Here is a 19,843-nt window from a genome sequence, read left to right as displayed (position 1 = left end):
AATACCAACGGCCCGGCGGAGCCGGTTCCGCGGTATTTCTGGAATGATGCGGAGCGGGTCACAAACCAATCGGGTCCATTCATGAATCATGAGGAGCAGGTCGCGCTGATCAGGCGCGCGATGGCGCTGATCGAGAGCAAGGGCAGTGAGCGCGGCGAATCGACCACGAGTCCGGTGGAGCGCTACCTGGATCCTGTGCGCTATCAGAGTGAAGTCGAAGTCCTTTTTCGTCGCTATCCGCTCGCCTTGTGCCCCTCCGCCTCGCTCGCGCAGCCGGGCGACTCGCTGGCCATCGATGTGGCGGGACTGCCTCTGTTGATCGTCCGCGACGGAGAGGGGCGCATCAACGCCTTCATCAACGCCTGCCGGCATCGCGGGGCGCGGCTGAAGCCGCCGGGCGCGTCGACCCAGCGGGTGCTGGTGTGTCCGTATCACAGCTGGAGCTACGGTCTCGACGGTGCCTTGCGCGGACGTCCGCATGGCGAGGATTTTCCGCATGCGCCGGCCTCGGACTGCGGGCTGGCGCGGTTGCCTGCTGCGGAGGCGCTGGGGCTTGTCTGGGTCGTTCCGCGTGTGGTGGGCAAGGGTGAGGCCGCCGTGCTCGACATCGATGCCTGGCTGGGTCGCTTCGGCGCGGACCTCCGTTCATGGGGCTACGACAGCTGGGTGCCTTTTCACCGGCGCGAATTTCCCAACGCCGCAAACTGGAAGATTCCCTTCGAGGCCAACCTGGAGACCTACCACTTCCAGTACGCGCACCGCGACAGCATCGCGCCGCTGTTCCATGACAACCTGCTGATGGCCGACCACGACGGCCAGCACCATCGTCTCTTCCTGCCCAAGCGCAGCATCGAAAGCCTGCGCGGCCAGCCCACCAGCGAATGGCAGGTGGGGCCGCACTCGAACATCATCTACTTCTTCTTTCCGGCGACGTTCATCCTGCACGAAGGCGACCACGCCAACGCCTTCACCGTGCTGCCCGAAGGGGTCGACGGCTCGCGCGTGCTCGGAAGCACGCTGATTCCCGAGATGCCGAAGACCGAGAAGTCGCTGAACTACTGGCGCAAGAATGTCGATTCGTTCTGGAGCGCGCTCGACGAAGACTTCGCGCTCGGTGTGTCCGCACAGTCCACGCTCGCCAGCGGCGCGAACCGGGTGCTGCACTTCGGCGCCACCGAATGGTGCTCGGCGAAGTTCCACCGCGACGTCGAGGCGGCGATCGCCCAGCCGGCCGTCCTACCGTCGCGCTGAGGTCGGCGCGGGGCGTTCCTGCGCCGTCACTGTCCGCGTGACGAGTCGGCCATCGCGCAGCAGCGACACCTCCACCGGCCGCCCGATGCGGTCCGCGCCGAGCAGGCGAAGGAGATCGTCCGCACCGCCGACCACCACGTCGTCCAGCGCCAGGAGGATGTCGCCCACGCGCAAGCCGGCGAGGTCCGCGGCGCCGCCGGGCTGGATTTCGCCGACGCGCACGGCGCTGGCCCCTGAATGAACGGCCAGCGCCACGCGCCTTGGCAGCGGCACCGTCTGCGCGGCGATGCCGAGGTGCGCGCGCCGCACCCGGCCATGCGCGATGAACTCGCCGATCACGAAGCGGGCCGTGTTGCTCGACACCGCGAACGCCAGCCCCTGCGCCCCGGCGATCATCGCCGTGTTGATGCCCACCACCTGACCCGACGCCGCCACCAGCGCGCCGCCCGAGTTGCCGGGGTTGAGCGCGGCATCGGTCTGGATCACGTCGTCGATCAGGTGGCCGCTCTGCGAGCGCAGCGAGCGGCCGAGCGCCGACACGATGCCCGCGGTGATCGTCGACTCGAAGCCCAGCGGATTGCCGATGCCCACCACCAGGTGGCCGCGCCTGAGCATCTTCGAATCGCCAAGCGTGGCCGTGGCCGCACCGCGCGGAAGCTCCGCCCGCAGCAGCGCGAGATCCGTGGCCGGATCGTCGCCGAGCACTTCGGCTTCCTTGTCGCCGGCTGCTTCCGCGAGCCCGATGCGCACGCGCCGCGCGCCACCGACGACGTGGCTGTTGGTGAGCACCAGCCCGTCGCCCGCAATGACTACGCCGGAGCCCAGCCCGCCACGGCGGCCGGGCGTGCCGCTCTGCACGCGCACCACGGCCGGACCGACGTTGTCGGCCACCGTCGCGACTGCATGCGAATAGGCGTCGACGGGGACGTTCTGGTTCAGCGCGGATTCGATGCCTTCGTTGGAAGGCGAGGCTGTGGATTCGTCGAACATGGTTGTCTCAAAGGTGGATGACGCCTTGCCGCACGGCCTGCGCGACGGCATCGGTGCGGCCGGTGGCGTCGAGCTTGTCGAGCAGCGAGCCGACATGAAACTTGGCCGTGTGCATCGAGATGCCCAGCCGCCGCGCGATCGCCTTGTTGGAGGCGCCTTCGGCCATCAGTGCCAGCACTTCGAGCTCGCGCGGGGTCAGTGCCGTGTCGGCAACAGGGGTGACGGGCGCCGCGTCCACGGCCACCACGGTGACGTCGGCCGGCTCGCCCGTCTGCGCGACACGCACCCCGGGCACGTCCGCCAGCGACGCGACCAGGCGCTCCGACAGTTCCGCATCGGCGAGGTCGATCGCGATCACGATCGGTTCCGTGACGCCGGTCCTGTTCAATCGGCCGGCCTCTCGCCAATGGTGAGCTTCGCCTCGACGGATTGGCCGGCGCGCCGCAATGACAGCGTGACGACCGTGCCGACGCTGGCCGGCCCCAGGGCCCGCAGGAGTGCCTGCACGCTGCGAAGCGGCTCGCCGTTCCAGGCCAGGATCACGTCGCCCTGGTGGAGCCCTGCGCGCGCCGCGGGCCCGTCGCGGTCGACGGCCATGACCATCGCGCCGATGCCCTCGGGCTCGATCTTCACCGGCTGAAGACCTACGCCCAGATAGCCGCGCGGCACCCGGCCGTGCGCGGCCAGCTGGGTGGCGACGCGATCGATCGTCGTGCCGGGAATGACCAGCACGCGCCGGCGCGGCCCGAACACGCTCATGCCGATGGCGCGTCCTTGCGCGTCCAGCGCCAGGCCGCCTTCGGCGAGGCGCCGGAGGGTCAGGCCGAGTTCGATGCGTGCGTCGATCTCGCCGCCGCGCAGGCTGCGCCACGCAGGGCCCGAGAGCGACACGACGCCGGCCGCTGCCACGGGCGTGCCGGCGAGCGAGCCCACCGCAAGCGCGATGGCGCCTGTGCGCACCGGTGCCGCATCGAAGACGATCGGGGAGGGCGATGCGCCTTCGACGCGCAGCAGCGCGATGTCGGTGCCGGCATCCCGCCCGACGAGCTTTGCGCTCGCGCTCGCCCCCCCGGGCAGGCAGACCGTCACTTCAGCGTCGTCGGGCAGCGCTTCGTCGCAGGTGACGACGAGGCCGTCGCGCCAGACGAAGCCGCTGGCGCGCGAGCGCCCGGTGTGCACCGCCACCACGCCGCCGGCCGCGGCGGCCACCGCTTCGGCCATCGCCGTGGAGAGTTGTTCGAGGGATGAGGACATCGTGTCGGCCATGGGAGCTCCTTAGATGGCTTCATTGTGTGAAGGCACAAGGGCCGGGCGCTACTGCCCGGATGGGCAGGCTGTGCATACTGGCCGACGTCATGCATCTCGACCCCTTCGTTCGCGTCGACGAAACGCCGTTCTCGGCTTCCCGGGAGGAGGTCGTGAAGCTGCGCGGCGTGCCCGCGAGAACCTGCCGCAACGGCGTCGGCCTCAACGAAATGGACTACCAATGGATCGTCTACCGCTTCCAGGACTGCGGAAGGCTGGAAGAGATCACGTTGCAGGCCCGGGTCGTGAACATCGGCAATGTGTCGGTGCCGTTCGCTGCCCTGGCGTCCTTCCTCCGCGCGAACGATCCATCAGCCTTCGAGAAGGCGGGCTTTCTTGTCAGCCCGCTGTTCGGACTGGCCTTCGACCCGGACGAGCCCTTCTGGGTCACCGCACTGGCGGCGCACTGCCTCGATGCATGGCGTGCCATCTGAGCGCGATCAAAGCCTTCATGATCGGCAGGTAGCATCGCCCCCCAAGCGCTTCCGGGCATCATTGCGCGGTCGCATGAATCTTCCGCCAGCCTCAAGGACGTACCCCATGGATGCCGATGACCCCGCACGCAAGAACCCGAGGCGTTCTTCCTCCGGCCGTTCGCGATCCTATGGGGGGCGAAGACGGAGGAAGGGCCTGAAGACGTTCTTCGCGGCACTGGTCGTGATGGGGGTGCTCGTCATGGCGGCCCTGCTCTATCTGGCGCCGCCCGAGCCGGTGCGGGCAGTGGCCGTGGCGCCCAGCGCAAGCCAGAAGCCGGTGGAACGGACCGCTGCGCTTCCGCCGCTCAACCTGCCGGCCGACGACGCGCCGCACGGATCCGCGATGGAATGGTGGTACTACAGCGGCATCCTCGGTGCGAAGACGGGCGAGCGCTACGCATTCCACATGGTCGTCTTCGTCGCCAACGGACTCATCAAGCACACCGTCATGCACTCGGCGTTGACCGATCTCCAGACCGGCAAGCGCTTCGTGAACCAGACCCGCACGGCTGGCGTTCCCGCGTCGAGCGTCGCCAACGGCTTCGACTTCCGGCAGGAGAAGTGGCAGGTCACCGCGTCGCCCGCGTCCCAGGTCCTGCGTGCCAACTTCGACGGCGCCTCCATCGCCTTCGACCTTGGCGATGCGGGCCCCGTCGTCGCGCACCGCGCGCCGGGCTCCGAGACGCCGGGCGTGCTCGACTTCGGCAAGAGCGGGATCAGCTACTACTACTCGCGTCCGCGCCTTCCGGCAAAGGGCACCGTCGCAGTCGGCGGCAAACCAATGCAGGTGACGGGCGAGGTCTGGTTCGATCACCAGTGGGGCGAGTTCGATGTCCTGACCCTGGGATGGAACTGGTTTGCGCTGCACCTGGCGGATGGGTCCGATGTGATGCTTTACGAACTCTTCGACATGGATCGCCGGAACGTCATGACCGCGGGCACGATCTCGAACGCCAAGGGCGCGGTGCCGCTGCAGCCTGGCGACGTGTCGCTGATGCCCGGCAGCACGTGGACGAGTCCGAGGACGGGCATCGCGTACCCGCTCGAGTGGAAGGTCAGGCTGCCATCGGGCGAGGTGGACATCAAGCCCTTCGTCCCCGACAGCGAATTCGATTCGGGCGGGACGACCGGGAACGTCTATTGGGAAGGTGCGGTGAAGGTCACGGGCAAGGTCGAGGGGGACGGCTTCCTCGAGTTGAGCGGATACGACCGGCTGAGTGCGAAGCAGGCGAAGGGAAAGTGAAGCACGCTCCCCATGCTCAGTCGATCCACGGGCCTCCGAGCATCGCCTGGATGTAGGCTGCGACCTTGACCAGGTCCTCATCAGACATCGGGATCGGGGGCGCGTCGACCAGGTGCTCGGCGACCAAGTGCAGCTTGGCCGATGCGTTGGGCTGCTCCTGAAGCAGCACTGCGATCGCCGCCGTCTGCGCGACGGCGCGCAGCTCCAGTGCCCGGACCCGCGCGTTCAGATCTTCCAGTTCCATCTTGTCCCTCCAGCTGGGGTTCATCCTGATGCCTGTTGATTCTGCTTCGGAAAGGCAGCGGCCGTCGGTTACCTGACTGCTTTTGATTGATGTTTCGGTCGCATCAATCGCGTCTGTCGTTTTCATCGAACGGATTTCGCCATCGCCCTAGCATCGATGCACGAGGTGGCAACATGATTCTGGACATTCAAGGACCGAACATCGACAGCGAGAGCGGGACCGTCGACCCCATTGCCGAGTTCTTCGTGCGAAGCGCGGAAGACCGCTACAGCGACTGGGATCTCTTCGCCAACATGGCGCATTGGGCGAGCGTTTCGGCCGGCGTCACGTTGATGGTGGCGGCCGGCTTCGGGTTCTTCTAGCCTGGCTGCCGGAGGCGCGCAGGGCCCAGCATCGGGGCCGTGATGCCGAAGGAAGCGGGGTGCGCAGGCACGGGCAGACCGCGCGCCAGTGCCGCGCAGGTCTCGCCCATCGCCGCCGAAGTCTGGATGCCGTAGCCGCCTTGCGCGGCGATCCAGAAGAAGCCCGGCGCCTCGTCGTCGAAGCCGCCCACCAGATCGCCGTCGGCCACGAACGAACGCAGCCCGGCCCAGGTGCGTGTCGGCCTGCGGATCGAGAGTGTGGTCGCTTCCTCGATGCGATGGATCGCGAGGGCGATGTCCATCTCCTCGGGTTGCACGTCCTGCGGTTCGACCGGGTCGGCATTGGCCGGCGAGCCCAGCAGCATGCCGGCGTCGGGCTTGATGTACCAGTCTTCCTCGGCGCCGTGCACCAGGGGCCAGCCGCCGATGTCCATGTTCTCGGGCGGCGCGAAGATGAAGGCCGAGCGGCGACACGGCTCGATGCCGATCGGTCGCACGCCGGCCAGTCGCGCGATGGCATCGACCCATGCGCCGGCGGCGTTGAGCACCACCGGTGCCTCGTAGACCGCGCCACCCGCATGCACGTGCCAGCGGTCCTGAACGCGCGCCATGGCCGTCACCTCGGCATCGCAGACCAGCTTGCCGCCCGCCTTCCTCATGCCGCGCAGATAGCCTTGATGGATGGCATGCACGTCCATGTCCGCGGCGTCCGGCTCGTAGACGGCGCCGATCAGCTGCTCCGGCCGCAGCACCGGCACCATCGCGCACGCTTCTTCGCTGCTCAGGCGCCGTGCGTTCGGTGCCATGGCGTGCAGCACCTGCCAATGGTCTTCGAGTTGGGCCGATTGCCCGGGGCCGGCGACCATCATCGCGCCGCGCGGCGTCAGCAACGGGTGGTCGGCGAAGCCTTCCGGCTGCTGCTGCAGGAACGCCCGGCTCGCCATCGTGAGGGCGCGCACCTGCGGCGTGCCGTAGCTTTCCATGAAGAGCGCCGCCGAGCGGCCGGTGGAGTGGTAGCCGGGTTGCGCCTCACGCTCCAGCATGACCACGCGGCCGTGCGGCGCCAGCCAGTACGCGACGGAAGCGCCGGCAATGCCGCCCCCGACGATGAGGAAATCGGCTTGAATCGGTACGGAAGAAGAGGTCATGGTGCTGCTGGATTCGAATGCGGCGCAGTTTAGTGAATGCGCACGGATACCCACGCGGGGCTTCGTGACCACCATCTTTTCGCTAACCTTGCACGATGACTGCACTTGCTTCGCAACGCACCGGCACGGATGCGCCGATCGGCCCGCCGCCGCCGGCGCCCGACCTGCCGACGCCACCGCCTCCGGTCGCGCCGCCGCCCGCGCCCGCGGTGGACCCACCGCCCTCCGACCCGCCACTCGTCGAGCCCGGCGCGCCGCCACCAGTGGCCGATCCGCCCCCGGGCGCGGCGGCACTCGGGCGCGTGCACGCCAGACGGTTGCGTGAGGTCTATCGATCGGCCGGCTGGCCCTGCTGCGACGCCATCGAGGTCGACCTGCTGGCCGCGGGCCTGCTGGAGCGCGTGCGATCCGCACATGGCCACGAGACGGTGCGCGTGTCCGACGCCGGCATTGCGCACATCGCGAGCAGCCTGGTCGTCAATCGCGCCGTGATGTCGCGGCACGAGGCCCTCGTCGCGCAGGTCGCCCGCGAGATGACGCGCGCCGGCCGCGTGGCGTGGCGCGGACTGAGCCTGCGCGCCCGGCTTCCGGCCGTCGCGGAGGGCGACAAGCCCCGCTGGTGCATCGCGCGGCCGGATGTGTTTTCCATTCGCAACACCAGCGTCGAGGCCTATGCGCAGCCGATCGTCCATGAGGTCAAGGTCAACCGGGCCGACCTGTTGAGCGATCTGCGCAATCCCGACAAGCGCGCCGCCTATCTCGATCTGGGCGGCGAATGCTGGTATGTGCTGGGTTGCGATGCGAGGGGACGGCCGATCGGCGAGCCTGACGAGATCCCGTCGGAATGCGGTGTGCTGATCGCGCAGGGAGACCGGCTCGCCGTGGCCCGATCGGCGGTGCATCGCGCCTTGCCGCGGCTGCCGTTCCCGGTGTGGATGGCGCTGGCGAAGGCACAGCCGGTGGCGGGCTTCGACGAGGACGCCCAGGACCTGCTCGGGGAGTTTGCCGGGTGATTCCTCCTGCCGGGCCCGCCGACCGCTGCCCTTAGGTGCAATAGCCGCGCTTCGAAGGGCCACCTATGCTGCGTGCGGGGGGCTGCATCGGCCCCGACAAGGAGGCGGTATGCGTGCCCTGGCTATCGGATTCGCGCGAGCCCTGATGCTCTTCGCCGCGCTCGTTTCGGCGTTGGCGACCGCGCAGCAGGCGCCGACTTTTTCGCGGGAACAACTCGACCAGATGATGGCGCCCATCGCGCTGTACCCGGATTCGCTGCTCTCGCAGGTACTGATGGCGGCGACGTACCCCGCGGACGTCGCGGATGCGGCCAAGTGGTCCAAGGCCAACCCCAACCAGAAAGGCGATGCCGCATTGAAAGCCGTCGCCGACCAGCCTTGGGACCCGAGCGTGCAGTCGCTCGTCGCGTTTCCGCAAGTGCTCCAGATGATGGGTGACCAGCCGGACTGGGTGCAGAACCTCGGCGACGCATTCCTCGCCTCCTCCAAGGATGTGCTCGACTCGGCGCAGCGGCTGCGGGGTCAGGCGCAGAAGACGGGCAGCCTCAAGAGTTCCGAACAACAGAAGGTGATCGTCGAGCAGGAGCCGCAGACGCAGCAGACGGTGATCAAGATCGAGCCGACGAATCCGCAGGTGGTCTATGTGCCCGCGTACAACCCGACCGTGGTGTACGGCGCATGGCCCTATCCGGCGTACCCGCCGTACTACTACCCGCCTGCGCCGTACTACTACCCGGGCGCCGCGCTCGCAACCGGCATCGCCTTCGGCGTCGGCGTGGCGGCCACTGCGGCGCTCTGGGGCAATTGCAATTGGGGCGGCGGCAACGTCAACGTGAACGTGAACCGCTACAACAGCGTCAACGTCAACCGGCAACTCAACGCCAGCCAGACGAACTTCCAGCACAACGCGGCCAACCGGCGCGGCGTGCCCTACCGGGATTCAGCGAGCCGTCAGCAGTTCGGCAAGGATGTCGCCGGTGCCGGCCAACGCAACGATTTCCGCGGACGCGACACGGCCGCTCGTGACACCCAGCGCCAACAGGCGCAATCCCAGTTGCAGCAGCGCGGCATGGACCCGGGCCAGGGCCGCAACCAGCTTCGCAACGATCCGGCGACGCGCGAACGTGCGCAGAACGCGGCGGCAGGGGCAGGTCGTGACCGGCCGGGCGCCGGCGGCGGCGATGCCGGGGGCAGGCTCGGAGCGGGCGGCGCGGGCGAACGGGATCGCCCCGGTGCCGGCGGAGGGGGCGGGCCAGGGGGCCGCGGCGGCGCCGACCAGGGGCTGTCGCGGGTGAATTCGCGCGGCAGTGACAACGCCCTGCGAGGCGCGGGCGATGCGGGTGGCCAGGCCCGACAGCAAGCCAATCGCGGCGACGCAAGCCGCCAGTCGATGGCGCAGCACCGTGGCGGAGGCGCAGGCGGGGGCACTGCGCACATGCCGACGGGCGGGGCCGGGGGCGCTCGCATGAACGCCGGTGGCGGCAATGGCGCCCATATGAGCGGCGGAGGCGGTGGTGCCCGCATGGGTGGCGGTGGGGGCGGCGCCCGCATGGGCGGTGGCCATGGTGGTGGCGGGCGAGGCGGCGGCGGCCGTCGCTGACAGGAGGCCGCATGACCCAATCCAATCACCACAAAGGCCGGGCGATGTCCTTCCACAGTTCACCCTTCAAGATTCTGGCGGCCAGCGTCACGGTGGCGCTGTCGCTCGCCTCGGCGCCTTCATTCGCGCAGAAGGCTTATCCGACACCGGATGCGGCGGCGCAGGCCTTCGTCGACGCGATCGCGCACAGCGACGTGGCGGAATTGCGCACGGTGCTCGGCCCTGACTGGCGGCATTTCGTGCCCGAAGGCAGCCTCGACGAGGAGGACATCTACAGCTTCCTCGGTGCGTGGGCCAAGCAGCACAAGGTTGTCCAGGAAAGCCCCTCCAAGGCCGTGCTCGCCGCGGGCAATGGCGACTGGACGCTGCCGATCCCGATCATCAAGAGCGCCGCCGGCTGGCGATTCGACCCGCGTGCGGGCGCCGACGTCATGCGCACCCGCCGCATCGGGCGCAACGAGCTCGCCGCGATCCAGGCGTCGCTCGCGTATTTCGACGCACAGAAGGAATACGCGCAGAAGGATCGCGACGGCAACGGCGTGCTCGAGTACGCGCAGAAGTTCGTGAGTTCGCCCGGCAAGCACGACGGGCTCTACTGGCCTGATGCCGCCGGCCAGGACGAGAGCCCGCTGGGGCCGCTGTACGGCGGGCAGAGGCCCGGCGAGGGCTACCACGGCTATCACTTCAAGATCCTCAAGGCGCAGGGCAAGGATGCACCCGGCGGCGCGTACGACTACGTGATCGGCAATCGCATGCGCAGCGGGTTCGCGCTGATCGCATGGCCGATCCGCTACGGCGACACGGGCGTCATGAGCTTCATGGTCAGCCACGACGGGACCGTGTACGAGAAGGATCTCGGGCCCGGCAGCGATGCCAGCGCGCGGGCGCTGACACGGTTCAACCCCGATCCGGGCTGGAGCAAGGTGACGGTTCCCGGAAGCTGACCCCGCACTGACTGTTGTGAATGCATCAGACGGAAGTCATAGTCCCCCTCGTTCACACATGCGACAAACGTAAACTAGCTGGTCAAAAACGAAGACGGTGCCAAGTCCGTTCGCGCTTTCAAGAAACGAGGAGTACCCGATGCAACCCGTCCTGGAAATCCGCAAGCTCGGCGAGCGCTCCTATACCTACACCGTGCGCGCTCCCCGCTCCGCTGGCGAGCCGCCGCCCAAGGCCTGCTATGTCGATCTGGGGCTGACCTCTTTTGCCGACTGCCTTCGGGACGCCGCCGGGGCGCTGACCTACTTCGCGCGTGTCTATATCCGCTATGAGGGACTCTGCGTCGGCGAGCAGATGGTGATGCGGCTCGAAAGCCAGCCCGATGCGGTTGCGCTCGAATTGCTGGCCGACTACGTGAGCCAGACCGAGGTGCCCCCGGCGCCCAAGCCGGCGTCCGGCAAGCCGACGGCCGTGCTCGCGTCGGCGCCCTGACACCCGAGCCCGCAAGGGGCTCGCCTCTCACTATCGATGTAGCACGAGGTGCGCCGCGGGCGTCGCAGGCTGGGCGTCGGGCATAGGCAGTGTTGGGGACGCCAAATCGAAGCGGCGGTGCTATACCTTCGTATCGGCGCCGATACACATTGGGCCGTGCGTGATCCGGGTTCCTGGTGTCGGGATTTTGCAGAGCGAGGTCGGCCATGGCCATCAAACCGACGAGGCTGTTCGTCAGCCACATTTCCGAAGAGGGCGACGTCGCTTCGCTGCTCAAGCACATCATGGAAGAGGACTTCCTCGACATGGTCAAGTTCTTCACGTCGTCGGACGTGGGCAGCATCAACCTCGGTTCGAACTGGCTCGAAGCCGTCGAAAAGGCCATGAGAGAGGCTTCGGCGGTGATCGTCCTGTGCAGCAAGGCGTCCGTGCAACGACCCTGGGTGCAGTTCGAGGTCGGTGCGGCATGGATGAAGAACATGCCGATCATCCCGGTCTGCCATTCCGGCATGACGCTGGACCAGCTGCCGGTCCCCCTGGTGCTGCACCAGGGCGTCGAACTCGGCACCGACCGCGGACTCGAGCGGCTCTACCAGATGGTCAAGGACCAGCTCAGGCTGGGCCGTGCCCCGACGCCGAGGGACATGTCCGAGCGCCTGGTCCAGATCCGCGACATGGAGAAGCGCTTCCTGCCGAGCGAGGTCCAGCAGTTCGAGCGCTACATCAACGTCGTGCTGCCCGCGCCGGGCCAGCTCGCGACCGAGACCATCCCCGACGATGCCGTCATCGAATCGGACGAAACATCGCTGCAGCTCTTCGGCTTCATCAAGGGCAGCGGCCTCAAATGGAAGGACATCGTGCGGGCCGCGCAGAAGACGGCGGACCGGCGCTGGGTCAAGCAGCTGCAGAAATGCATCTACCTGGCGAGCAACAACGAGTGGTTTCGTCCGGTGCAGGCGGTCTACCACACGCAGGACGGCTCCTATCAGCCGCAGTTGTCGAAGGTGGAGATCTTCGACAACGGCAAGCGGCGCTTCCACGTGCACTTCGTGGAGACGGTCGTGGCGCCGCTGTCGGAAGTCTCCAACGACTTCGGCCTGCTCGCCACGATGTTGCGCCTGGGGCTGCGCTTCCGCTACGAGGTGATCGAGAGCTACCGGAAGATGACGGCCGCACGCAAGAGCGACGACGAGAAACTCGCGCACCTGCGCTCGGCCGTCGAGATCATCGAGAACGACGCGCTGTCGCGCGGCGCGCAGAACTTCGACCGGGGCGCGGTCACGGCGATCTTCGAGCCCGGGAGGGACCAGGAAACGATGGTGGAGATCCAGGACTCCTGGGACATGGCGCGGGCGATGCTGTTCCGGTCCGACCCGGGGCCGACGCCGCAGGAGATCCGCGATGCCATCGACACGATGACCGACGTGAACTACCGGTTCATGAACCTCGGAACGCGTCGCTTCCACGAGATGGTCGGCGAGATGTGGCGCGATGGGAGTGGCGACGGGAAGGCAGGAAAGCCGCCGGTGCCGCTGATGCCGGCCAGGTCGAAGCCTGGCGCGCGGCGGACCGCACAGGTCGTGCAGTGAGGGGGGAGAGGTGGAGCGGGTGAAGGGAATCGAACCCTCGTATGAAGCTTGGGAAGCTGCCGTTCTGCCATTGAACTACACCCGCAGACCGAGGCGCATTCTACTGTCTCTCCTTTCGCGGGGCATGATTCGTGCAACGCGATGAGGCGCGAAACCTTGCCTTCGAGATGCGCGCGTTGCGCGCAAGTGGTCTTCAACATCCTGGAGTCGCATGAACTTGCCAGCGAAAAGCCCTGATCCCGCACAGCGGCTTGCCGACTTGGGCGCGTCCGTGACCCTGTACCAGTCGATCCAGGCCTGCCGCGCGGTGGCGGCTCTGCTGGTCCTGTTCTTCCACCTGGGCGCCAACCTGGCGAAGGACAAGTACTTCGGCGAGGCGGCCGAACCGCTGCAGCGCCTGTTCGTATTCGGCGGTTCGGCCGGGGTCGCTTTCTTCTTCGTGCTGAGCGGGTTCATCATCGTGCTGATCCACGGCCGCGATGTCGGGCGGCCGGCGCAACTGTGGCCCTATGTGCAAAAGCGCCTGGCGCGGATCTACCCGCCCTATCTCCTGATCTTTGCCGCGGTTTACGGCGCGGCGCTGCTCGTGCCCTCCCTGCGCGAGGCCATGCCGACCGATCTGGCGGTGCTGGTCAAGTCGCTGCTGCTGGTACCGCAGGACCCGGCTGTCGTGGGCGGCACCGGCGCGCCCGTGATCGTGGTCGCCTGGTCCCTGCAGTACGAGATGGTCTTCTATGCTGCCATCGCACTTGCGATCGTCCATCCTGCGCTTTGTGCGGCGGCGGTCATCTCGTTGGCGGGCTGCGTTGCCTGGTCGGCGCTGGGCGGGACACCGCGGTTTCCGGTGTCTTTCTTTGCGAACGAGTTGATGTTGCTGTTCGGCATGGGCGTCTGCGCCGCGTTGTTGACACGCGGCACCTGGCGGTTTGCATGGCCTGGCCGTGTCGCCGCGCTGGCGACCGCGGCGTTCTTTGCCATCGGCGCATGGGCGGTCTGGCGCGACGATCCGCACAACCCGTGGTTCAACCTCGCCTACGGACTTTTCGGTGCGATCGCCATCGTGGCGTTGACGCAGGCGGAGCGGGCGCAACCGGCGCGTTTCGCCAGCCGCACGATGGCGCTGCTGGGCGACGCCTCCTATGCGCTGTACCTGATCCACTTTCCGCTCATCGCGGTGCTGTGCAAGCTCGTCGTCGCGGTAGGCCTGCGCGGGCAGGTGGGCAGCGGGGTGGCTTTCGTCGTGATCGGCTTTGCCTGCGTGCTCGCCTCGGTGGCGTTCCACCTGGCCATCGAACGGCCCCTGCTGCGGCTCATGCGCGGCAGCAAGCGCGGTGCGCGCAAGGCGGCGGACGCGGGGCTTGGCACCCGGAGTGCGTGAGAGAGTGGCGGTCGGCGATCCCCGAGCAACTACCCGGGACCTGAAGGACGCGCCGCGCCGCGCGCATTCAGGAACACCGAATACAACGAAGTCGTCGCACAGATGAACAGCCGATTGCGCTTCGGCCCGCCGAAGCACACGTTGGCCACCACCTCGGGCACGCGGATCTTGCCGATCAGCTTGCCATCCGGCGCGTAGCAATGCACCCCGTCGCCCGCACTGGTCCAGACGTTGCCCCTGGTGTCGAGGCGAAAGCCATCGAACAATCCGCAATCACACTCCGCGAAGACTTCGCCACCCGACAGGCTTCGGCCATCGGCCCCGACCCGGAAACGCCGGATGTGGCGTGGCCCATCGTGCACATGCGTGGCGCCGGTGTCCGCGACATACAGCAAGCTTTCGTCGGGTGAGAACGCGAGCCCGTTGGGCTGCACGAATCCATCGGCGACCCGGCTGACGGCACCCGAATCCGCATCGATGCGGTAGACACAGCACTGGCCGACTTCGCTCGGTGCCGCATCCCCTTCGTAGTCGCTGTCGATCCCATAGCTCGGATCGGAGAACCAGATGCTCCCGTCCGACTTGACGACCAAGTCGTTCGGCGAATTGAGGCGCTTGCCATCGAAGTGCGATGCGAGCACGGTGCGGGTGCCGTCGTGCTCGATGCGCGACACGCAACGCCCGCGGTGCTCGCACGAGACCAGACGGCCCTGCAGGTCGACGGTGTGCCCGTTGGTGTTCAGCGCCGGCTGCCGGAACACGGAGACCGAGGCGTCGGTCTCGTCCCAGCGCAGCATCCGGTCGTTCGGGATGTCCGACCAGACCAGGTACCGGCCGGCCGCGAACCACGCCGGCCCTTCGGCCCATCGGCAGCCGGTGTAGAGCTTCTCGACATGCACGTTGGCAAATACCAGCCGACGAAAGCGTGGATCCAGCGATTCGAAGCTGGGTGTGAGTTCGATGACCATGGTCGCTCCATTGAGGGTCGATATTGTCGATTCATTGCGAATGCCGCCGGCCACGGCCGTACACCAGCAGCATCGCGATGATGACCACGCCGTAGGTGACTTGCCGACCCATCTCGGGGATCTGCATGACCGACAGGATGGATTGAAGCAAGGTGATGAGGATCACGCCGACGACGGTGCCGAGGTACGAACCCTGGCCGCCGAGGATGTTCGTGCCGCCGAGCACCACCGCCGCGATCGCCGGCAACTGGTAGGCATCGCCCATCGCCTGGTAGGCCTTGGTCGAATAGCCGGTCAGCAGGACGCCCGCCGCCGCCGAGCAGGCGCCCGCGATCACGAAGCACAGCAGCGTGACGCGGCGCGTGTCGATGCCCGACAGGTAGGCCGCGCGCTCCCGGTTGCCGACGGCGTAGATCGCGCGGCCCAATGTCGTGCGGTGCAGCATGAACATCGTGCCGCCGCCCACCACGATCCACACCAGCAGCGCGTTGGGAATGCCGAGGAACGAGCGGCCTGTGGCGATGAGGTGCATCGCCGCCGTGGCACGGTCCTGCGGCGCGAAACCGCCGGTCTGCAGCACGATGAGCCCTTGCGCCACCGCGTTGATGCCGAGCGTGAAGATCATCGAAGGCACGCGAAGGTAGGCGACGCCGATGCCGTTGAGCAGACCCAGCGCCGCGCCGCACAGGATGCCGAACGGAATCGCCAGCGCGGCGCCCGCGCCGCCCCACCAGCCCGCCGCCGCGGCCGACATCATGCCGCCCACCGTGACGAGCCAGGGCACCGACAGGTCGATGCCGCCCAGCAGGATGACCAGCATCGCCCCTGTGGCGATGACCCCGAGAAATGACGCGATCTGCAATTGCAGCAGCAGGTAGTCCGGCGACAGGAAGTTCTTCGAATAGAGGCTCCCGATCAGCAGCAGCGCGACCGTGCACAACGCGCCCGCGAGCACCGGCAAGTGACCGGACCTTTTCAGACGCAATGCGAGCGTTGTCATGTGCGGCGTCACCTGAAGAGATCGAGCCGGTTGTTCACCTTGAGCAGCCTCAGGGATCCGAAGCTCACGGCGGTCAGCAGGATGATTCCCTGGAACAGCGGCTGCCAGAGCGGTTCGAGGTCGAAGACGAACAACAGGTCGCCGATCGTCCGCAGCACGAAGGCGCCGAAGATCGAGCCGATGGCGCTGCCCGCGCCGCCTGAAAGCACGGTGCCGCCGATCACCACCGCCGCAATCGAGTTCAGCGTGTAGACGCCGCCGATGGCCGACGACGCTTCGCCGGAATAGGTGACGAAGGTCAGCAGCAGTCCGCTGATGGCCGCGAGCACGCCGGCCAGCGTGTAGGTGACGATCTTCGTGCGCCCGATCGCCACGCCCGACATGTAGCTCGCCGTCTCCGAAGAACCGATCGCCAGCGCCGCACGGCCGAGTGCCGAACGACGGTACGGCACCCACACCAGCAGCACGACCGCGATCAGCACGATGAGCATCGTCGGGATGCCGCCGGGGAGGGCGCCCGTCAATGCGTCGGCCAGGCCCGCGTGCACGTCGCCGCCCGGCACAGGGCGCAGCCCGAGTGCGAGTCCGAAGTAGATGATGCCGGTCGCCAGCGTCGTGATGATTGGTTGCAGCCGGCCGTAGACGATGATCACGCCGTTGATGAAGCCGCACAGCGCGCCGGTCGCAAGCACGGCTACTACACCGAGCGCGGCCTGCATCGGCGAGCCGACGACCAGGTGCGAGGCCAGGCAGTTGGCCAGCACGAACACCATGCCGACCGAGAGATCGATGCCAGAGGTCAGCACCGGCAGCGTCTGCGCCATGGCGACGATGGCGAGCAACACGCCCTTGTTCGCTGCCGTGGTCAGCACGGCCGCATTCCATCCCACCGGATGCTTGAGGATGTACAGCGCGAAGATCGCGACGAACATGATCACGGTGGCAAAGGTCGCGCGGTGCTCGCGCAGGCGGTAGTACCAGTCGGACCGCGTCATGCCGCCGCCGTATCGAGGTTGAGCGCGCTCGACACCAGCGCATGCTCGGTCAGTTCGGCCCCGGCCAGCCAGCGAACGATGCGCCCGTCGTAGAACACGGCGACGCGATCGCAGCAGCCGATCAGCTCCGCATAGTCGGTCGAATAGAGCATCACGGCCGCGCCCTCGTCGGCGAGAGTGCGCACCAGCGCGTAGATCTCCTGCTTGGTGCCCACGTCGATCCCGCGTGTGGGATCGCTCAGCAGGAGGATGCGCGGCGCATTGACCAGCCACTTGCCGATCACCACCTTCTGCTGGTTGCCGCCCGACAGCGTGCCGACCGGATCGCCCATCCCGCCGACCTTGATCGACAGGCGCCGGACGATGCCCGCGACGGCCTCGGCTTCCTCGACGGCGACCAGCACGCCGGCGCGGCTGAGTCGGTCGAGGGCCGCCAGGCTGAGGTTGTCGTTCACCGACATGGGCAGCATCAGGCCGTCGGTCTTGCGATCTTCCGGCACGAGCGCAATGCCGGTGTGGGCGCTCTTGGCGTGCTTCGGATCGCGCACCTGCGCGGGCTTGCCCCCCAGCAGCACCTCACCCGTCACACCGCGCAGCACGCCGAACAGGGCCAGGAAGAGCTCGCGCTGGCCTTGGCCGTCGAGTCCGCCGAGGCCGACGATCTCGCCGGGACGTACGGCGATGTCGATGTCGTGCAGGCGCGAATTCCACGACAGGCCGCGCGTCTCCAAGGCTGGCGTGCCGGCGTCCGATGCAGCGATCGGGGCCGGCTTTGGCGGAAAGGCATGCGCGATGTCGCGGCCGATCATCATCTCGATGGTCTCCGCATTGCTGCGGGTGCCCGCGTCGAAGGTCGCGACATGGCTGCCGTTGCGAAACACCGAGCACTCGTCGGCCAGCTCCGTGATCTCGTTCATGCGGTGCGAGATGTAGACGATCGCCAGCCCCTCGTTGCGCAGCCGCTTGAGGAGCGCGAACACGCGCCGCACATCGGCGGCGGTCAGCGCCGAGGTCGCTTCGTCGAGGATGAGGATCTTCGGATCCCGCGCCAGGGCTTTGGAGATCTCGACCATCTGCCGGCGCGACAGCGTCAGGCTCTCCACCGGCGCCAGCGGGTGGATGTCCTCCGCGCCGGCGCGGGCCAGCGCGGCCTCCGCGATGCGGCGCTGGGCCTTGCGGTCGATCAGGCCATGGCGCAGGGGCGGGTTGGTGATGCAGATGTTGTCGGCAACGCTCAGGTCCGGCATCAGCGACAACTCCTGGAAGATGCAGGCGATGCCGGCCGACACCGCCTCCTGCGGGTGCGCGAAGCGGCGCTCCACTCCCTCCAGCACGATGCGTCCCTCGTCGGGCTGCACCACGCCGGCCAGGATCTTGATCAGCGTCGACTTGCCCGCGCCGTTCTCGCCAAGCAGCGCGTGGATGCGGCCGGGTGCGCAGGCGAAGCTCGCGTGCTCGAGCGCGCGCACCCCGCCATAGCGCTTGGAGACGTCGACCAGCTGGAGGATCGGTTGCAAGGCCGAGCCGTCAGTTGTTCTTCTCGTCCTTCGACATGATGTCGGTGGCCTTGAGGTTCACGCCGCAGGGCGGGAAGTCGTTGGTGGTGAAGAAGTTGTCCGTCAGGTCGGGGAAGTAGTTCTCGCCGGCCTTGAAGTTCGGATGCGATGCCATCGGGATCGGCACCGAGATCATCTGCGGCATCACCTTGCCCTGCAGCGCGGCCACCGCGGCCTTCATCGAGATCGCCACCAGGCCCGGCGACTGCCCGAGCGAGGCGCAGACCAGCCCCTCCTTGGCATGCTCCACGCACAGCTTGCGGAAGCCGTTCTCGGCTTCGCCCGCCACCGGGATCATCTTGTGCTTGGCGTCGATCAGTGCGCGCACCGCGCCAGTCGAGCCGCCCTGCACGAACATGCCGTCGAAGTTCTTGTGCACCGCGACCGCGTCCGCCACGGCCTTCTGGGCGGTGCCGTCGTCCCAGTTGCCGACGACCTCGACCACCTCGAACTTGTTGCCCGGCGCCTCGACCACCTTGCGGAAGCCCAGGTGGCGGTCGCGGTCCACCGAATTGCCCGGCACGCCGCGCACCTCGAGCAGCTTGCCGCTCTTGCTCGGGATGTTCTTCACGACCCATTCGCCCGACTGCTGGCCCATGGCGAGCTGGTCTTCATTGACCATCATCACCTGGTCGCTGTCGAGCACGTTGTCGAAGGGCACGACCACCACGCCGGCGGCGTTGGCACGCTTGATCACCGGCGCGAAGGCCGTCGGGTTGACCGCTATGGTGACGATCGCGTCGTAGCCGGAGTTGATGAAGTTGTCGATCGCCGCGATCTGCGCCGCGACGTCGGTGCCGGTGGAGACGATCTTGAATTCCTTGATCTCCGATTTCATGTCCGGCGTGGCCGCGTAGGCCTTGGCCATCTTGATCATCTGGATGCGCCAGGTGTTGCCGACGAAGCCATTGGCCAGCGCGATGCGGTACGGGCCCTTCTTGGCGGGCCACTGGAAGTACTTGGTGCTGGTGTCCCAGGGCTTGAAGCAGGCCGGGTTCTCGCCCGGGCCATTGACCACCGAGGGGCCGGCGGCAATGGCGGAGGTGGCAACCAGTGCCGCAGCAGCGGCGACGACGCGAGCGCGAAAAATCATTGCTGTCTCCTTGTTGGATGTAGGGCCCGGTTGCACCGGCCAACGGGCGAAACAATGCTGCGCACACCCGCACATCGTCCGGTGGGCAGGTTGCGCGATCATCATACGAATTCGATGCGCGACCGCCCGCTTGGGACATACCCTTGCCGGAGCGCCTTGCGAACCTTCGCCGCACCTGGAAACGTAACCCTTTCTTTG

General features: G+C 67.5%; 20 protein-coding genes and 1 tRNA gene. 10 read left to right on the top strand and 11 right to left on the bottom strand.

Going from position 1 to position 19,843, the window contains the following annotated elements; genetic code table 11:
* The first annotated feature begins 81 nt into the window (after window positions 1–81).
* Entirely contained in the window at window positions 82–1,251 is a 1,170-nt protein-coding gene (locus tag ACSFBL_RS16500; RefSeq protein WP_435516855.1) for an aromatic ring-hydroxylating oxygenase subunit alpha, read from the top strand.
* Here ACSFBL_RS16500 and ACSFBL_RS16495 read toward each other — a convergent pair.
* Genes ACSFBL_RS16495 through ACSFBL_RS16485 form a run of 3 tightly spaced genes read right to left on the bottom strand, consistent with a single transcriptional unit; the run spans window position 1,237 to window position 3,507 of the window.
* The gene (locus ACSFBL_RS16495; RefSeq protein WP_435516854.1) at window positions 1,237–2,241 is read right to left on the bottom strand and encodes a S1C family serine protease; all 1,005 of its coding nucleotides are present in this window, start codon (window positions 2,239–2,241) and stop codon (window positions 1,237–1,239) included. The two genes, ACSFBL_RS16500 and ACSFBL_RS16495, sit on opposite strands and share 15 nt — an antisense overlap.
* Window positions 2,242–2,248: 7 nt before the next feature.
* A complete protein-coding gene (locus tag ACSFBL_RS16490) occupies window positions 2,249–2,599 on the bottom strand; it encodes a response regulator transcription factor (protein WP_435516853.1) in 351 nt (116 codons plus the stop codon).
* Window positions 2,600–2,625: 26 nt separating this feature from the next.
* Window positions 2,626–3,507: a S1C family serine protease gene (locus tag ACSFBL_RS16485; protein WP_435516852.1), complete on the bottom strand. Its 882-nt coding sequence runs from the start codon at window positions 3,505–3,507 to the stop codon at window positions 2,626–2,628.
* An 89-nt stretch (window positions 3,508–3,596) separates the two neighbouring features.
* Here ACSFBL_RS16485 and ACSFBL_RS16480 point away from each other — a divergent pair, with 89 nt between their 5' ends.
* Window positions 3,597–3,980 carry a hypothetical protein gene (locus ACSFBL_RS16480; protein WP_435516851.1) on the top strand — a complete coding sequence of 128 codons (384 nt, stop codon included), beginning with the start codon at window positions 3,597–3,599 and terminating at the stop codon, window positions 3,978–3,980.
* A gap of 106 nt (window positions 3,981–4,086) precedes the next feature.
* Window positions 4,087–5,265: a lipocalin family protein gene (locus ACSFBL_RS16475; RefSeq protein ID WP_435516850.1), complete on the top strand. Its 1,179-nt coding sequence runs from the start codon at window positions 4,087–4,089 to the stop codon at window positions 5,263–5,265.
* A 16-nt stretch (window positions 5,266–5,281) separates the two neighbouring features.
* Here ACSFBL_RS16475 and ACSFBL_RS16470 read toward each other — a convergent pair whose 3' ends face one another.
* Complete coding sequence (locus ACSFBL_RS16470) at window positions 5,282–5,635, bottom strand: hypothetical protein (RefSeq protein ID WP_435516849.1); 354 nt, start codon at window positions 5,633–5,635, stop codon at window positions 5,282–5,284.
* A 47-nt stretch (window positions 5,636–5,682) separates the two neighbouring features.
* On the opposite strand from ACSFBL_RS16470, the gene ACSFBL_RS16465 reads away from it, so the two are divergent.
* Entirely contained in the window at window positions 5,683–5,871 is a 189-nt protein-coding gene (locus ACSFBL_RS16465) for a hypothetical protein (RefSeq protein WP_435516848.1), read from the top strand.
* Here the strand turns inward: ACSFBL_RS16465 and ACSFBL_RS16460 are convergent.
* Window positions 5,868–7,019, bottom strand: a complete 1,152-nt coding sequence (locus tag ACSFBL_RS16460; protein ID WP_435516847.1) for an NAD(P)/FAD-dependent oxidoreductase — start codon at window positions 7,017–7,019, stop codon at window positions 5,868–5,870. The two genes, ACSFBL_RS16465 and ACSFBL_RS16460, sit on opposite strands and share 4 nt — an antisense overlap.
* Before the next feature lie 95 nt (window positions 7,020–7,114).
* On the opposite strand from ACSFBL_RS16460, the gene ACSFBL_RS16455 reads away from it, so the two are divergent.
* The 5 genes from ACSFBL_RS16455 to ACSFBL_RS16435 all read left to right on the top strand — a co-directional run bounded on the left by ACSFBL_RS16455 (window position 7,115) and on the right by ACSFBL_RS16435 (window position 12,655).
* On the top strand, window positions 7,115–8,032 hold the full coding sequence (locus tag ACSFBL_RS16455) for a hypothetical protein (RefSeq protein ID WP_435516846.1): 918 nt from the start codon (window positions 7,115–7,117) through the stop codon (window positions 8,030–8,032).
* A 109-nt stretch (window positions 8,033–8,141) separates the two neighbouring features.
* The gene (locus ACSFBL_RS16450; RefSeq protein WP_435516845.1) at window positions 8,142–9,632 is read left to right on the top strand and encodes a DUF3300 domain-containing protein; all 1,491 of its coding nucleotides are present in this window, start codon (window positions 8,142–8,144) and stop codon (window positions 9,630–9,632) included.
* An 11-nt stretch (window positions 9,633–9,643) separates the two neighbouring features.
* On the top strand, window positions 9,644–10,576 hold the full coding sequence (locus ACSFBL_RS16445; protein WP_435516844.1) for a DUF2950 domain-containing protein: 933 nt from the start codon (window positions 9,644–9,646) through the stop codon (window positions 10,574–10,576).
* Window positions 10,577–10,715: 139 nt separating this feature from the next.
* On the top strand, window positions 10,716–11,066 hold the full coding sequence (locus tag ACSFBL_RS16440) for a hypothetical protein (protein ID WP_435516843.1): 351 nt from the start codon (window positions 10,716–10,718) through the stop codon (window positions 11,064–11,066).
* Between the two features lie 206 nt (window positions 11,067–11,272).
* The gene (locus tag ACSFBL_RS16435; RefSeq protein ID WP_435516842.1) at window positions 11,273–12,655 is read left to right on the top strand and encodes a toll/interleukin-1 receptor domain-containing protein; all 1,383 of its coding nucleotides are present in this window, start codon (window positions 11,273–11,275) and stop codon (window positions 12,653–12,655) included.
* A gap of 11 nt (window positions 12,656–12,666) precedes the next feature.
* On the opposite strand, the gene ACSFBL_RS16430 is transcribed toward ACSFBL_RS16435, so the two are convergent.
* Window positions 12,667–12,740, bottom strand: a tRNA-Gly gene (locus ACSFBL_RS16430).
* Window positions 12,741–12,866: 126 nt separating this feature from the next.
* Here ACSFBL_RS16430 and ACSFBL_RS16425 point away from each other — a divergent pair.
* Entirely contained in the window at window positions 12,867–14,033 is a 1,167-nt protein-coding gene (locus ACSFBL_RS16425) for an acyltransferase family protein (protein WP_435516841.1), read from the top strand.
* A 29-nt stretch (window positions 14,034–14,062) separates the two neighbouring features.
* Here ACSFBL_RS16425 and ACSFBL_RS16420 read toward each other — a convergent pair whose 3' ends face one another.
* From ACSFBL_RS16420 to ACSFBL_RS16400, 5 genes are read right to left on the bottom strand one after another with little or no spacing between them, the layout of a single operon-like run.
* A complete protein-coding gene (locus ACSFBL_RS16420; protein ID WP_435516840.1) occupies window positions 14,063–15,001 on the bottom strand; it encodes an SMP-30/gluconolactonase/LRE family protein in 939 nt (312 codons plus the stop codon).
* Window positions 15,002–15,032: 31 nt separating this feature from the next.
* Window positions 15,033–16,001 (bottom strand): ABC transporter permease, encoded by a 969-nt coding sequence (locus ACSFBL_RS16415; RefSeq protein WP_435516839.1) that lies wholly within the window; start codon window positions 15,999–16,001, stop codon window positions 15,033–15,035.
* An 8-nt stretch (window positions 16,002–16,009) separates the two neighbouring features.
* Window positions 16,010–16,996 carry an ABC transporter permease gene (locus tag ACSFBL_RS16410; protein ID WP_435516838.1) on the bottom strand — a complete coding sequence of 329 codons (987 nt, stop codon included), beginning with the start codon at window positions 16,994–16,996 and terminating at the stop codon, window positions 16,010–16,012.
* On the bottom strand, window positions 16,993–18,513 hold the full coding sequence (locus ACSFBL_RS16405; RefSeq protein ID WP_435516837.1) for a sugar ABC transporter ATP-binding protein: 1,521 nt from the start codon (window positions 18,511–18,513) through the stop codon (window positions 16,993–16,995). The genes ACSFBL_RS16410 and ACSFBL_RS16405 overlap by 4 nt, the downstream gene beginning before the upstream one ends.
* Window positions 18,514–18,523: 10 nt before the next feature.
* Window positions 18,524–19,645: a sugar ABC transporter substrate-binding protein gene (locus ACSFBL_RS16400; RefSeq protein ID WP_435516836.1), complete on the bottom strand. Its 1,122-nt coding sequence runs from the start codon at window positions 19,643–19,645 to the stop codon at window positions 18,524–18,526.
* Window positions 19,646–19,843 lie beyond the last annotated feature (198 nt).

Origin of the sequence: Variovorax glacialis, assembly GCF_051216375.1 — a bacterium.
In the GTDB taxonomy this organism is placed as follows: domain Bacteria; phylum Pseudomonadota; class Gammaproteobacteria; order Burkholderiales; family Burkholderiaceae_C; genus Variovorax.
Note: the sequence above shows the minus strand (reverse complement) of the source record. Positions and strands in the feature narration are given on the sequence as shown.

What these genes read in the sequence shown, in the direction of transcription:
- ACSFBL_RS16500 (WP_435516855.1), top strand. Translation starts at nt 82, where the DNA reads ATGAATCATGAGGAGCAGGTCGCGCTGATCAGGCGCGCGATGGCGCTG.
- ACSFBL_RS16495 (WP_435516854.1), bottom strand. Translation starts at nt 2,241, where the DNA reads ATGTTCGACGAATCCACAGCCTCGCCTTCCAACGAAGGCATCGAATCC.
- ACSFBL_RS16485 (WP_435516852.1), bottom strand. Translation starts at nt 3,507, where the DNA reads ATGGCCGACACGATGTCCTCATCCCTCGAACAACTCTCCACGGCGATG.
- ACSFBL_RS16480 (WP_435516851.1), top strand. Translation starts at nt 3,597, where the DNA reads ATGCATCTCGACCCCTTCGTTCGCGTCGACGAAACGCCGTTCTCGGCT.
- ACSFBL_RS16475 (WP_435516850.1), top strand. Translation starts at nt 4,087, where the DNA reads ATGGATGCCGATGACCCCGCACGCAAGAACCCGAGGCGTTCTTCCTCC.
- ACSFBL_RS16470 (WP_435516849.1), bottom strand. Translation starts at nt 5,635, where the DNA reads ATGAAAACGACAGACGCGATTGATGCGACCGAAACATCAATCAAAAGC.
- ACSFBL_RS16465 (WP_435516848.1), top strand. Translation starts at nt 5,683, where the DNA reads ATGATTCTGGACATTCAAGGACCGAACATCGACAGCGAGAGCGGGACC.
- ACSFBL_RS16460 (WP_435516847.1), bottom strand. Translation starts at nt 7,019, where the DNA reads ATGACCTCTTCTTCCGTACCGATTCAAGCCGATTTCCTCATCGTCGGG.
- ACSFBL_RS16455 (WP_435516846.1), top strand. Translation starts at nt 7,115, where the DNA reads ATGACTGCACTTGCTTCGCAACGCACCGGCACGGATGCGCCGATCGGC.
- ACSFBL_RS16450 (WP_435516845.1), top strand. Translation starts at nt 8,142, where the DNA reads ATGCGTGCCCTGGCTATCGGATTCGCGCGAGCCCTGATGCTCTTCGCC.
- ACSFBL_RS16445 (WP_435516844.1), top strand. Translation starts at nt 9,644, where the DNA reads ATGACCCAATCCAATCACCACAAAGGCCGGGCGATGTCCTTCCACAGT.
- ACSFBL_RS16440 (WP_435516843.1), top strand. Translation starts at nt 10,716, where the DNA reads ATGCAACCCGTCCTGGAAATCCGCAAGCTCGGCGAGCGCTCCTATACC.
- ACSFBL_RS16435 (WP_435516842.1), top strand. Translation starts at nt 11,273, where the DNA reads ATGGCCATCAAACCGACGAGGCTGTTCGTCAGCCACATTTCCGAAGAG.
- ACSFBL_RS16425 (WP_435516841.1), top strand. Translation starts at nt 12,867, where the DNA reads ATGAACTTGCCAGCGAAAAGCCCTGATCCCGCACAGCGGCTTGCCGAC.
- ACSFBL_RS16420 (WP_435516840.1), bottom strand. Translation starts at nt 15,001, where the DNA reads ATGGTCATCGAACTCACACCCAGCTTCGAATCGCTGGATCCACGCTTT.
- ACSFBL_RS16415 (WP_435516839.1), bottom strand. Translation starts at nt 16,001, where the DNA reads ATGACAACGCTCGCATTGCGTCTGAAAAGGTCCGGTCACTTGCCGGTG.
- ACSFBL_RS16410 (WP_435516838.1), bottom strand. Translation starts at nt 16,996, where the DNA reads ATGACGCGGTCCGACTGGTACTACCGCCTGCGCGAGCACCGCGCGACC.
- ACSFBL_RS16400 (WP_435516836.1), bottom strand. Translation starts at nt 19,645, where the DNA reads ATGATTTTTCGCGCTCGCGTCGTCGCCGCTGCTGCGGCACTGGTTGCC.